Below are 12320 nucleotides of genomic sequence, written 5' to 3'. Positions count from 1 at the left end.
GATATGCCGCCCCGGTCGAGGGCCGGTCGGTGACGGTCCGGGGGCTGGCCGGTGACGGTCCGGGGCCTGGTCGCCGGTCAGGGGGCGACGGCGATCGCGGTGGCGAGCAGCCCGTCCCGGACCGCCCAGCGGCCGTCGAAGCCGTCGATCCGGCGGCCGTTGACCACCGGGCCCGGGACGAGCAGCCGGGCGGTGAAGGTGCCGTCGGGGGAGAGGTCCAGTTCGGCCTCCTCGAAGTCCAGGAAGACCTGCGTCAGCGGGAACCAGGCCTTGTACACCGACTCCTTGGCGCTGAACAGGATGCGGTCCCACGGGACGTCCGGGTGCTCGGCGGCCAGCTTGGCGAGCCGCTGCTGCTCGACCGGCAGCGCGACGGCCTCCTGGACGCCCTCCGGCAGCGGCAGCGCGGGCTCGGCGTCGATGCCGACGGAGGCGAGGGTGCCGGCCCGGGCCACGGCCGCCGCGCGGAAGCCGTCGCAGTGGGTGAGGCTGCCGACCACGCCGTCCGGCCAGCTCGGCGCGCCGCGCAGGCCCGGGACGAGCGGGCGGTACGGGACGCCGAGCCGGGCGAGGGCGGCCCGGGCGCAGTGCCGGACGGTGGTGAACTCGCGGCGCCGCTTGTCGACGGCCCGGGCGACGGCGGGTTCCTCCTCGGGCTCCAGCCGGGCCTCCGGCGGGTCCTCGTAGGCCACCTCGGTCACCACGACGTCCGGCAGCAGGTCCCCGATCATCCGTTCCCCCCTCGGTCGGCCGCGCGGCCGGGCTGCCGCGCGGGACGAGGGTAACCCGGGTGGGGGGATCTTGGCGGGTGATCGGGGATCATGGCCGACCGGCCCGGCCCGACTGGCGCGGACCGGTCGGTCCGAGTCCGGTCCGGGTCCGGTCCGGCCCGGCTTGGGCCCGGCTACTCGAAGGCGGCCGCCGCCTCGCGCAGCGCCCGGGCCACCGTCTCCGGGTCGTACGGCGCGGGCTCGCCGGGCCGGTAGGTGACGGAGTGCAGGGCGCCGGTGTAGCGGAAGGAGCGGTGCCGCTCGTACAGCGGCCAGGAGACCGGGGACTTGCGGTCGATGCCGACGCTGATGCCCTGGAACGGGGCCATGCCGATCAGCTGGTGGACCGGGCCGAGCAGGGCGGGCTCCGCCCCGGCCGCGGCGCCGTCCCCGGTGTCGCCCACCGGCAGGCCGTCCACCGGCAGGCCGTCCACGAGCAGCCGGAACTCCCATCTGAGGTCGGCGACGGCGGTGACCTCCAGGGTGATCAGCCGGGCGCCGGCCGGCAGCGGTCCTCCGTCGGCCTCCAGCAGGTCGCCGTACTGGTTGTAGGCGAGGCGCAGCCGGCCCTCCTCGACGTAGAGGCTGTAGCCGCCGCCCTGGTCGCCGTGCGAGACCAGGACGCCCTGGTCGCCCGGCCGGTAGCCGTCGAGCGCGGCCTCGACCGTGAAGGAGCGGAAGGCGATCAGCCGGGAGGAGCGGTAGCGCTCCAGTTCGGGGGTGCCGGCCAGCAGGGTGACCGGGCGGCGCAGCCGCTCGGCCTCGGGGCCGCGCAGGGCGAGGGCGCCGCTGCCGTCGGCGAGCGGGAAGACCCCGTCGCGCCAGGCGGCGGCCTCCCAGGCGGCGGACAACTCCTTGACCAGGTCTGGGTGTTCGGCGGCGCGGTCGTGGATCTCGGTGGGGTCGGTGCGCAGGTCGTACAGCGCCCACTCGCCGTCGTCGTACGGGGTGCCCGGGCGGTGCAGGGTGACCAGCTTCCAGCCGTCGCGGTAGTAGCTGCGGTTGCCGGTCATCTCGCAGTACTGCTCGTGGTGGGTACCGGGCGCGGCGCCGTCGCGCAGCACGGAGGTGAAGCCGGTGCCGTCGAGCTCCTGGACGGGGTGGCCCCGGCGCTCCGACGGCCGTTCCACGCCCGCGAGTTCGAGCAGGGTGGGCAGGATGTCGGTGACGTACTGGTACTGGGTGCGGACGCCGGTGTCGCCCTCGGCGCGGGGCAGGCCGGCCGGCCAGGAGAGCACGAAGGGGACGCGGACGCCGCCCGCGTAGGTCTGGCCCTTGTAGAGGCGGAAGGGGGTGTTGGAGGCCATGCCCCAGCCGCGCGGGTAGTGCACCAGGCTCCGCGGGCCGCCGATCAGGTCGATCTCGCGCCGGACGTCCGGGTTCCAGTCCACCGGCAGGTCCGGGTGGTGGACGAAGCGGCTGAAGTAGCTGCGGGTGCCCTCGGCGCCGCCCTCGCCGGTGCCGCCGTTGTCGCTGGTGAACACGATGATGGTGTTGTCGAGTTCGCCGAGGGCGGCCAGGGTGTCGGTGAGCCGGCCGAGGTTCTGGTCGACGTTGTCGACCATCGCCGCGTACACCTCCATGTAGCGGGCGTACAACGTCTGCTGGACGTCGGTGAGTTCGTCCCAGGGGCCGACCTCGTACCCGGCCTCGGAGTTGCGCTCGGGCAGCTCGGTGCCGGGCGGGAAGTGTCCGGCGGCCAGCTGGCGGGCGAAGCGGGTGCGGCGCAGCTCGTCCCAGCCGCCGTCGTAGCGGCCGCGGTGGCGGGCGAGGTCCTCGGATTTGGCCTGGAGCGGGCCGTGCACGGCGTTGTGGGCGAGGTAGAGGAAGAACGGCTTGTCGGCGTCGTGGGCGCGCAGCGAGGTGACCATCTTGACGGCCTGGTCGGTGATGTCGTCGGTGTAGTAGTAGCCGTCGGGGAACTCGTCGATGTCCAGCGGGCTGTTGTCGCGGACGAGTTGGTGCGGGTGGAAGAGGCTGGTCAGGCCCTCCAGGACGCCGTAGTACTGGTCGAAGCCCTTCTGGAGCGGCCAGTTGGCGCGGTCGTCGGCGGCGTTGGAGGCGGAGTCCCGGGTGAGGTGCCACTTGCCGACCGCGTAGGTGGCGTAGCCGGCGTCGTGCAGCAGTTCGGCCAGGGTGGGGATGTCCCCGGCGACCTCCATGCCGTAGCCGGGGAAGCCCGGGTCGGCGTTGGCGACGAAGGAGTAGCCGACCCGGTGCGGGTTGAGGCCGGTGAGCAGGGCCGCCCGGGCGGGGGAGCAGAGCGGCATGGTGTGGTAGTTGGCGAGCCGGACGCCGGTGGCGGCGAGGCGGTCCAGGGTGGGGGTGGGGATCTCGGCGCCGAACGGGCCGATGTCGCTGTAGCCCATGTCGTCGATCAGCACGACGACGATGTTGGGCGCGCCCTCGCGCGGGCGGACCCGCCGCGGCCAGGCGGGGACGGACTCGGCGAAGGTGCGGCCGACGGTGCCGGGGAAGCCCGCGTACGGGTCGCGGCGGTGCGGGTCGGGCTGCGGCGTCGGCCGGAGGTGCGGGTCGGGCGGGGTGCTCATACGGTGCTCCGGGGGTGGCTCGGGCGGGCGGCGGCTCAGTGGGTGGCGGCTCAGCGGCTGGCGGCCGGAGCGGGCTCCAGGCCCGGCACGGCGGCCAACAGCTCGGCGGTGTAGGGGTGTTCGGGCGCGGTGACGACCCGGTCGGCCGGGCCGGTCTCGACGATCCGGCCGCGGTGCATCACCGCGATCCGGTGGCTGACCCGGCGGACCACCGCCAGGTCGTGGGCGATGAACAGGACGGCCAGGCCGAGTTCGCGCTGGAGCCGGGCGAGCAGCTCGATCACCTGGGCCTGGACCGAGACGTCCAGCGCGGAGACCGGCTCGTCGCAGACCAGCACGCTCGGTTCGGGCGCCAGGGCCCGGGCGATGCCGATGCGTTGGCGCTGGCCGCCGGAGAAGGCGCGCGGGTGGCGGTCGGCCACGGCCGGGTCCAGCCCGACCTGCTCCAGCAGTTCGGCGACCCGGGCGGCGCGCTGCTCCCGGTCGCCGAGGCGGTGGGCGATCAGCGGCTCGGCGATGATCTGCCCGGCGGTCATCCGGGGGTTGAGCGAGGAGTACGGGTCCTGGAAGACGAGTTGGACCTCGCGGTGCGGCCCGTCGCGCCGTGCCCCGCGGCCGAGTTCCTCGCCGCGGAAGCGGATGCTGCCGCCGGACGGCGGGTGCGCCTGGACCAGCGCCCGGGCCAGGGTGGACTTGCCGGAGCCGGACTCCCCGACCAGGCCCAGGGTCTCGCCGGGGTGCAGGTCGAGGTCGACGCCGTGCAGCGCGGTGACGGCCCGCCGCCGGGAGCCGTACGTCTTGGTCAGGCCGCGGACGGTGAGCAGCGGCCGGGTGCCCGGGGTGCTGTTGGCGGCCGCCCGGGAGGGCTCCTCCAGGCGCGGAACGGCGGCCAACAGCTCGCGGGTGTACGGGTGTTCGGGCCGGGCGAGGACCTCGGCGGTGGCGCCGCGCTCGACCACCCGGCCGTGCCGCATGACCAGCAGCCGGCGGCAGGTCCGGGCGATCACCCCGAGGTCGTGGCTGATCACCACCAGGGCGGTGCCGGTCTCCCGGTTGATCCGGGTCAGCAGCCGCAGGATCTGCTGCTGGACGGTGGGGTCGAGGGCGGTGGTCGGCTCGTCGGCGACCAGCACCTCGGCGTCGTGGGCGAGTGCGAGGGCGATCATGATGCGCTGGCGCTGGCCGCCGGAGAACCGGTGCGGGTGGTCGCGCAGCCGGCCGGCGGCGTCGGGGATGCCGACCAGGTCGAGCAACTCGGCGGCCCGGGCCTGTCGTTCGGCCTTCCGCCGGGTGCCGCCGTGGGCGCGCAGTGCCTCGTCCAGCTGGCGGCCGACGGTGAGCACGGGGTTGAGCGAGGACATCGGGTCCTGGAAGACCATGGCGATCCGCCGCCCGCGCAGGGCGCGCAGCGCGGTCTCGGGGAGGGCGGCGAGGTCCTGCCCGGCGAGGTGGACCGAGCCCGCGGTGATCCGGCCGCCGGGCGGCAGCATCCGCAGCAGCGCCAGCGCGGTGGTGGACTTGCCGGAGCCGGACTCGCCGACGATGCCCAGGGTGTCGCCCGCTCCGAGGTCGAAGGAGACGCCGTCGGCGGCCGTGGTGCCCTGGGGGTCGGAATCGCCGAACCGTACGGTGAGGTCGGTGACGCGGAGCACGGTGGTCATCGGCGGATCCCCCGGTTCAGGGCCTCGGCGATCAGCGTGAAGCCGAGCACCAGCGCGGTGGTGGCGGCCAGCGGGGCGGCCGCGAAGGTCGGGTGGGTGGCCAGGTAGGCGACGGACTGGCTGAGGATGCTGCCCAGGGTGGGCTCCGGCGGGCGGACCCCGAGGCCGAGGAAGCTCATCGCGCCCTCGATGAACACGCCGAGCGAGAGCGCCACGGCGGTCTGGACGATCAGCGGGTCGACGGCGTTGGGCAGTACGTGCCGCAGCAGCACCCGGGCCCGGGAGGCGCCGCCGACCCGGGCCGCCAGGGCGTACTCGCGCTCCCGCTGGACGAGGATGCCGGCCCGCAACTGCCGTCCGTAGCCGGGGATCTCGGCCAGCGCGATGACGATCACCACCGGCCAGCGGCCCGGGCCGAGGACGGCGGTGACGGCCAGGGCGAGGATGAGCCCGGGGAAGGCGAGCAGCAGGTCGAAGGTGCGCTGGACGGCGAGGTCGGCCCACCGGGAGGTGGCCGCGAGCAGGGCGGCGGAGCAGCCGAGCAGGGCGCCGACCGGGACGGCGGTGACGATCAGCGCGAGGTCGGTGCCGATGCCGTGCAGCACCCGGCTGTACAGGTCGCGGCCGAGGTCGTCGGTGCCGAAGGGGTGCGCGGCGCCGGGGCCGGCCAGGGCGAGCGCGCTCTGGGCGTTCGGGTCGGTGCCGGTGAGCAGCGGTGCGAGCAGTCCGGCCAGGGCGACGGCGCCGACCAGGACGAGGCCGGTCAGGCCGCGCGGGCTGAGCAGGGCGGAGCGGTAACGGCCGCGCGGTGCGGCGGACTTGAGGGGAAGGGCGGCGGCGGTCATCGGGTCACTCCCAGCGGATCCGGGGGTCGAGCCAGGTGTAGGCCAGGTCGGTGAGCAGTTGGACGGCTACGTAGACCGCGACCACGAGCAGCAGCAGGTCCTGCACCAGCGGATAGTCCCGGCGCAGCACGCCCTGCTCGATCAGCTGGCCGAGGCCCGGCCAGGCGAAGATCCGTTCCACCAGGACGGCCCCGGCGACGAGGTGGCCGGTCTGGAGGCCGAGGACGGTGACGGCGGAGGGCAGCGCGTTGGGCAGGGCGTGCCGCCAGACGATCCGCCGCCGGGAGACGCCGAGCGCGGTCGCGGTGCGGACGTAGTCCTCGGCGAGGGCGCGTTCGATGCCGTCCTTGAGGTAGCGGGCCAGCACGGCGGCGCTGGGCAGGGCCAGGCAGAGAGCGGGCATCGCCAGGTACTGGACGGCCAGGTCCGGTTCGGCGAGCAGGGACTCGTGCCCGCCGGCCGGGAGCAGTTCGAAGGAGACGGCGAACAGTAGGACCAGCAGCACGCCGGTGACGAACGGCGGGACCGCCAGCACACCGGTGGTGACCGCCTGGACGGCGGCGGCGACCGGGCCGCGCCTGGTGGTGGCACCGACCACGCCCAGCGGCAGCGCGATCAGCACCACCAGCAGCAGGGCGCCGAGGGTGAGTTGGACGGTGGCGCCGAGGCCGTTGCCGATCAGGTCGGAGACCTGGCCGCCGATCGCGTAGCTCGGCCCGAGGTCGCCGCTCAGCAGGTGGCCGAGCCAACCGACGTACTGGCCGAACAGCGGCTGGTCGAGCCCGAGTCGACCGCGGATGGCGGCGACGGTGGCGGGGGAGGCGTCCGGTCCGGCGAGCGTGGTGGCCGGGTCGCCGGGGATCAGCCGGAGGATGAGGAAGACCAGGAAGGAGGCGAGGGCGAGGACGAGCAGTCCGCTGGGGAGGCGTTTCAGGAGGAAGGTGCGCATGGGGTTCCGGGCCGTCCTGCTCAGGCCGTGAGGTAGGCGTCGTCGAGGTTGAGGTAGCCGAACTTGTTGAGCGTGACGCCCCGGGCCCGGCGGCCCGCGACCTCGACCAGTCCGGCGATGGCGAGGTCGATCACGAACTCCTCGTCCAGCAGCACGTCGGTGATCTGCTGGTGGAGGGCCCTGGCCTCGGGGCTGTCGCTGTCGCTGCGGTTCCAGGCGCGCTGCACCACGTCGGTGTAGGCGGGGGAGGCGAAGCGGGAGCTGTTCCTGGCCTCGTTGAAGGGGTAGGCGCTCACCGCGAGGGTGGCGGGCTGGAGTTGGGCGAAGCCGTGGCTGAGCGTCCACAGGGCGGGCATGGACTGGGAGATCAGCTGCTTCTGCATGGTCGGCGAGTCGGCGGGCTGGAGCACCGTCTCGATGCCGACCTGCCGGAGGTCGTACTGGAGGATCTGCGCGATGGCGGTCGGCCCGGCCTCGTTGGAGTGGGCGAAGGGCAGGGTGATGTGCTCGGCGCCCGCCTCCCGGAGCAGCGCCCGGGCCCGTTCCGGGTCGTGCCGGTAGTGGGTGGCGCCGGCCTCGGTGTAGGCCGGGGAGGACTTGGGCCAGGGCACCGAGGAGACGGTGCCGTAGCCGCCGAGGGCCTGCTGGACGAGCCGGTCGCGGTCGACGGCCCAGGCGATGGCCTGGCGGACGCGCTTGTCGCGGACGTGCTCGGCGGTGACGTCCACGCCGATGTAGTGGGCGCCGGAGCCGGTGTCGTACTGCTTGATCCGGAACCGCGGGTCGTCGACCAGGGTCGCGGCGTCCTTGCCGCGGACGTTGTAGGAGAGGTGGGTCTGGCCGGTCCTGAGCGAGGACAGCAGCGACTCCGCCTGCGGGATGATCCGGATCTCCACGCCGTCGAGGTGGGGGCGGCCGGGGTTCCAGTACTGCTCGTTGCGGGCGAAGGAGAGCGAGGAGCCGGGCTTGCGCCCGGTGAGGGCGAACGGGCCGGTGCCGATCAGCCGGGTGCCGGTGACGGCGTCCTCGATGCTCTCCCGGTCCGGGACGATCATGAACTCGAAGAGGTCGAAGAGGTTGCTCACCGGGTGGGCGAGCACCAGGGTCAGCTCGAAGTCGCCGTTCTTGCGGAAGTCGGTGACGGCGGCGGCGGTGGACCTCAACTGGGCGGAGCGGGCCGGGTTCTGGAGGTTCCGGACGGCGAAGACGACGTCTTCGGCGGTGAACCGGCGGCCGCTGTGGAACAGCACGTCCTCGCGCAGCTCGAGGGTCACGTTCAGGCCGTCCGGCGAGACCTCCCAGGCGGTGGCGAGCTCGGGCTGCGGCCGGAGCCGGTCGTCGTACCGGGTGAGGGTGTTGAAGGCGAGGCGCTGGACGAGGGTGTTGGCGCTCACGGCGAAGAGCAGGCTCGGGGTGATGTCGATGCCGGTCGCGACGGTCAGCACGCCGCCCCGGCGCGGGGAGTCGGCGTCCACGGCACCGGCCGCGTTCCGGGCGTGCTCGACGGCCGAGCGGCAGCCCGCGAGCGTCAGCAGTCCGGCGCCGGCGAGGCCCGCGCGCAGCAGGGTGCGGCGGCTCGGGGCTGGGGGACGGGGGAGCGCGGTCATGGCGGTCCTTCGGGGGCGGCTGCGGGTGATCGGGGCGGTTTCGCGGGATCGGGGGCGGTTAGGGACGGTGGGCGGCGCGGGGTGCGGTGAGCGCGTGGACCGGCCGGGCGTACAGCTCGCCGAGCACCGGCGCTCCGGCGGCCACGGCGAGCACGTCCCGGCCGCGCGGCTGGGCGATCAGCAGGCCGGCGTCCCGGTGCAGGTGCGAGCGGAGCGCGAACTCGGCCCGGACGACGTCGAGATGGGCCGGGTCGAGGAGGGCGAAGGTCTCGGTCAGCACCACCAGGTCGGGGTTGACCACGTCGGCGAGCAGGGCGAGCGCGCGGCCGACGATCCTGGCCCGGTTGCGGACCAGCCGGCCGGCCGCCGGGTCGCCGCGCCGGACGGCGGCGATCAGCTGGGCCCGGTCCGGTGCGGCGGTGACCCCCTCGGCGGCGGCCGCCGCGAACAGCGCGGTGTCCGAGGCGGCCACCGAGAGACACCCGAGCCGCCCGCAGTGGCAGCGCTCCCGGCTGTCCGCGTCCGGGTCGGTGACCGTCCCGGAGACCGGGAGGTGGCCGAGGTCGCCGGTGGCCGAGGGCGGGCCCAGGTGGACGGTGCCCGCGACCGCCAGCGCCGCGTCCACCACGTGGCCGACGAACAGCTGCACCATGCTGCGGCGGGCCGCCGGGTGGCCGAAGAGGATCTCCGCCAGGGTGAGCGCCCGGGCGTGGTTGTCCACCTGGACGGGCAGTCCGGTGGCGGCCGTCAGCAGCTCGCGCAGCGGCAGGTCCCGCCACCGCAGCGGATCGTGCCGGACGACCACCCCGGCCGCCGGGTCGACGGAGCCGCCGGTGACGGCGCCGAGGCCGACCACCGTACGGTCGCCGCGCAGGGTGTCGATCAGCCGGGGCAGCCGGGCCAGCAGCGGCCGCAGCAGGTCCGGGCCGGTCCGGCCGCGGTGCGGGACCTCCTTGCGCCGCAGCACCCGGCCGCGCAGGTCGAGCAGCGCGACGGTGGTGAACGGCAGGCCGATGTGCAGCCCGGCCACGGCGAGGCGGTCCGGGTCGAGGTCGAGCGGCAGCTGGGGGCGGCCCAGGGTGCCGGTGCCGGCGGCCGCCAACTCGGGCCGCTCGTGCAGGAGTCCGAGCCGGACCAGGTCCACCGCCTGCCGGGAGACGGCCGAGGCGCTGAGCCCGGTGAGCGCGGCGACCCGGCTGCGAGCGATCGGCCCGTGGTCGAGCACCGTGCGCAGGACGGCGGAGGCGTTGGCGTCCCGGCGGTCGTCGCCGGCGCGCGGGGCGGTGGACGTGGTCATCGGCGCGGATCGTCTGCCGTGGTCCCTCGCGGCCCCGGTCAGTTGGCCGCTTCGAGCTCCTCGGCGGGCACCAGGCCCGGCACCCGCGGCGGGTCGGCGGGCTCCAGCAGCCGGCTCGGGGTGCCGTCCACGCCGATCGGCAGGTCGCCGTCCAGGGTGATCCGGCGCACCAGGCGCGGCTCGTCGCCGTAGTCGGCGACCGCGTAGTGCTGGGTGGCGCGGTTGTCCCAGATCGCCACGTCGCCGACCTGCCAGTCCCAGCGGACGGTGTTCTCCAACCGCTCCACGTAGCGCTGGAAGAGGTCGATCAGGGCCTTGCTGTCGTCGCCCGAGACGCCCTGGACGCGCTGGGCGAAGGCGCCCAGCAGCAGGGTCTTCTCACCGGTCACCGGGTGGACCCGGACCACCGGGTGCTCGGTCCTGAAGGCGGTGGAGACGAACACGTCCCGGAACAGCCTGGCGACCTCGGCGTTGTCCGCCAGCTCGGGGCGCAGGGCGAGCCGGGCCGCGTAGTCGTAGTCGTTGGTGTGGACGGCGCGCAGGCTCTCGGCGAGCGTCTTCAGCGGGGCGGGCAGGTCCCGGTAGGCGGCCGCGGTGTTGGCCCAGACGGTGCTGCCGCCGGCCGGCGGGACCTCCAGGGAGCGCAGGATCGAGGCCTTGGGGTAGGACGGGACGAAGGTGACGTCGGTGTGCCAGTTGTTGGCGCGCACGCCCTTGGTGGCGTCCAGCTCGAAGATGTAGCGGCCGTCCGCGCTGGGCACGGTGGGGTGGCCGACCGGCTGCCCGAGCAGCCGGGCGAAGGCCTCCTGCCCGGCGTCGTCCAGGTGCTGCTGGCCGCGGAAGAAGAGCACCTTGTGCTCGTACAGGGCGGCCTCCAGGGCGGCGACGGTCCTGGCGGGGAGGTCGCCGCCGAGGCGTATGTCGTGCACGAGCGCGCCGATCCGGCCGGCGACGGGGGTGAGGCGGAGCGCGGTCGGGGCGGTGGCGTCGGCGGTGGTCGATTCGGCGGGGGAGGCGGGGGAGGCGGGCGAGGCGGGGGCGGTGGTCATGGCGGGGCCCTTTCGGGACGGGTGCGGTGACGGCGGATACGGCTACGCAGCGTGACGAATGGCGGGTGCGCGGAGCGGCGTCAGGCGGCGGTGGGCGTACGGCTCCGCACGGCGGGCAGCGGGCGTACGGGGGCGTGACGGTCCGCTTCGGCGGACGTCAGCGGGCGAGGGCGCCGCGACAACAGCGGCGCGGGCAGCGGCGGGGGACGGGGCGGACGACGGTGGCCATCGGCCCTCCTTCCTGGTCGCTGCGGATGGGCTCGGGCCTCATCGTGCTGAACCGCCCGGGCCCCTGTCAATCGTCATCTTGGCTGGTGAGAAAGGGCGTTGCCGCTTCGTTGCGGCGGCTTGCGGCCGTTTGCCGGGTGTTGCGGCGGATGACGGGGGGATGGCGGGCGCGCTGCGGGCGGGGGTTCGGGCTTGTGGCCCGGGGGCGGGGTTACTAATTTTCGGAGCGGAAGTAATCCGGGCCGGCGCGGGTGGTTCCCGCCTCGGGGCCGACGCCTGCCCGGATGCCGTGCGGCTGTGACGTTCGGTGACGGCGGTGCGGTCGCTACTGTCCGAGCAGGCGGGCGAAGTCCAGTCCGAGGCTGGCGAGGACGGGCAGCGCGCCGAGGTCGGTCACGCCGGCGACCGGGATGCTGTAGCCCTGGTTCACCTCGCGTGGCGCGGCGCCGGCGGTGACGGGGGCGGTGGTCGGGAGCAGGACGCTGCCGAGGAGCAGGGCGACGAGCGAGTTGCGCATCTGAGGGGGCCTCCGGGGGCTCGGGTGACGGCCTGTCAACACCCTCCGTGGCAGGGCGGTCACGCATCTTCGCCCCTTCGGCCGCATTGGTAAAGATTCTTGCCTTGTGTTCATGCCAACATCGCGGAGGTCTGGACCACCTTGCGGTCAGGCGCATACGTTTCCTCCACAAAGGCGTTCGGTCGGTGAACTTCCGTACGAATGTGCCGACTTCTGCCTGTCATGCTCATGACCTTCACCGCAATCGAAGGGAACGAACCATGCGCGCCATCGGCAAGAACCTCAGGATCCTCGCGGGCGCCCCGCTCGCCGCGGCCGCCCTGATCGCCCTCACGGCCGGCTCCGCCAGCGCGGCGATACCGATCAACCAGCCCATGACCGGCAAGGCCACCTACTACACCGACGCCGGCTACGGCGCCTGCGGCACCCAGATCAACGCCTCCACCCAGATGCTGGTCGCCGTCTCGCACACCTGGTGGACCACCGCCAACCCGAACAACGACCCGGTCTGCAAGGGCATCTCGGTCAAGGTGACCTACCAGGGCAAGACCGTCACCGTCCCGGTGAAGGACCAGTGTCCCTCCTGCGACTCCACCCACATCGACCTCAGCCAGCCCGCCTTCGCCAAGCTGGCCCCGCTGGACAAGGGCGTCATCACCGGCCTGAGCTGGCAGTTCGTCAAGACCGGGCTCAAGGGCGAGACCGTCGAGCTCTCCGCCCCGATCACCGGCTCCACCATCGGCTGAGCCGGCCCCGACGCCGGCCCCCGACGGCCGTGCCCGCCCCCGCGGCATGACGGGGGCGGGCACGGTCTCTCCGCGTCCGGTCGTCCTCCCGCGTCCGGT

Annotated in this window: 10 protein-coding genes; 1 reads left to right on the top strand and 9 read right to left on the bottom strand. The window is 74.3% G+C overall.

Annotated features, from left to right (window positions below; all coding sequences use genetic code 11):
* Positions 1-77: 77 nt before the first annotated feature.
* The 9 genes from ACFY4B_RS29405 to ACFY4B_RS29365 form a co-directional block, all read right to left on the bottom strand.
* The gene (locus ACFY4B_RS29405; RefSeq protein ID WP_380777710.1) at positions 78-731 is read right to left on the bottom strand and encodes a 4'-phosphopantetheinyl transferase; all 654 of its coding nucleotides are present in this window, start codon (positions 729-731) and stop codon (positions 78-80) included.
* 173 nt (positions 732-904) lie between these two features.
* The gene (locus ACFY4B_RS29400) at positions 905-3322 is read right to left on the bottom strand and encodes a sulfatase-like hydrolase/transferase (RefSeq protein WP_387972937.1); all 2418 of its coding nucleotides are present in this window, start codon (positions 3320-3322) and stop codon (positions 905-907) included.
* Between the two features lie 50 nt (positions 3323-3372).
* Positions 3373-4983: an ABC transporter ATP-binding protein gene (locus ACFY4B_RS29395; protein WP_387972934.1), complete on the bottom strand. Its 1611-nt coding sequence runs from the start codon at positions 4981-4983 to the stop codon at positions 3373-3375.
* Positions 4980-5828, bottom strand: a complete 849-nt coding sequence (locus tag ACFY4B_RS29390; RefSeq protein ID WP_387972932.1) for an ABC transporter permease — start codon at positions 5826-5828, stop codon at positions 4980-4982. The genes ACFY4B_RS29395 and ACFY4B_RS29390 overlap by 4 nt, the downstream gene beginning before the upstream one ends.
* Positions 5829-5832: 4 nt before the next feature.
* Positions 5833-6777, bottom strand: coding sequence for an ABC transporter permease (locus tag ACFY4B_RS29385; protein WP_387972929.1), 945 nt, complete (start codon positions 6775-6777; stop codon positions 5833-5835).
* 20 nt (positions 6778-6797) lie between these two features.
* Positions 6798-8384 (bottom strand): ABC transporter substrate-binding protein, encoded by a 1587-nt coding sequence (locus ACFY4B_RS29380; protein ID WP_387972926.1) that lies wholly within the window; start codon positions 8382-8384, stop codon positions 6798-6800.
* A gap of 58 nt (positions 8385-8442) precedes the next feature.
* Positions 8443-9681, bottom strand: coding sequence for an ROK family protein (locus tag ACFY4B_RS29375; RefSeq protein ID WP_387972923.1), 1239 nt, complete (start codon positions 9679-9681; stop codon positions 8443-8445).
* Positions 9682-9719: 38 nt separating this feature from the next.
* A complete protein-coding gene (locus ACFY4B_RS29370; protein WP_387972920.1) occupies positions 9720-10730 on the bottom strand; it encodes a TauD/TfdA dioxygenase family protein in 1011 nt (336 codons plus the stop codon).
* A 553-nt stretch (positions 10731-11283) separates the two neighbouring features.
* Positions 11284-11475 (bottom strand): hypothetical protein, encoded by a 192-nt coding sequence (locus ACFY4B_RS29365; RefSeq protein WP_387972917.1) that lies wholly within the window; start codon positions 11473-11475, stop codon positions 11284-11286.
* Between the two features lie 260 nt (positions 11476-11735).
* On the opposite strand from ACFY4B_RS29365, the gene ACFY4B_RS29360 reads away from it, so the two are divergent.
* A complete protein-coding gene (locus ACFY4B_RS29360; protein WP_387972915.1) occupies positions 11736-12221 on the top strand; it encodes a cysteine/serine endopeptidase inhibitor in 486 nt (161 codons plus the stop codon).
* Positions 12222-12320: the final 99 nt, after the last annotated feature.

This window comes from Kitasatospora sp. NPDC001261 (assembly GCF_042896795.1).
GTDB lineage: Bacteria > Actinomycetota > Actinomycetes > Streptomycetales > Streptomycetaceae > Kitasatospora.
This window is presented reverse-complemented; position numbering and strand designations above follow the sequence as displayed.

Coding starts and splice junctions, on each gene's coding strand:
- ACFY4B_RS29405 (WP_380777710.1), bottom strand. CDS start 731: ATGATCGGGGACCTGCTGCCGGACGTCGTGGTGACCGAGGTGGCCTAC.
- ACFY4B_RS29400 (WP_387972937.1), bottom strand. CDS start 3,322: ATGAGCACCCCGCCCGACCCGCACCTCCGGCCGACGCCGCAGCCCGAC.
- ACFY4B_RS29395 (WP_387972934.1), bottom strand. CDS start 4,983: ATGACCACCGTGCTCCGCGTCACCGACCTCACCGTACGGTTCGGCGAT.
- ACFY4B_RS29390 (WP_387972932.1), bottom strand. CDS start 5,828: ATGACCGCCGCCGCCCTTCCCCTCAAGTCCGCCGCACCGCGCGGCCGT.
- ACFY4B_RS29385 (WP_387972929.1), bottom strand. CDS start 6,777: ATGCGCACCTTCCTCCTGAAACGCCTCCCCAGCGGACTGCTCGTCCTC.
- ACFY4B_RS29380 (WP_387972926.1), bottom strand. CDS start 8,384: ATGACCGCGCTCCCCCGTCCCCCAGCCCCGAGCCGCCGCACCCTGCTG.
- ACFY4B_RS29375 (WP_387972923.1), bottom strand. CDS start 9,681: ATGACCACGTCCACCGCCCCGCGCGCCGGCGACGACCGCCGGGACGCC.
- ACFY4B_RS29370 (WP_387972920.1), bottom strand. CDS start 10,730: ATGACCACCGCCCCCGCCTCGCCCGCCTCCCCCGCCTCCCCCGCCGAA.
- ACFY4B_RS29365 (WP_387972917.1), bottom strand. CDS start 11,475: ATGCGCAACTCGCTCGTCGCCCTGCTCCTCGGCAGCGTCCTGCTCCCG.
- ACFY4B_RS29360 (WP_387972915.1), top strand. CDS start 11,736: ATGCGCGCCATCGGCAAGAACCTCAGGATCCTCGCGGGCGCCCCGCTC.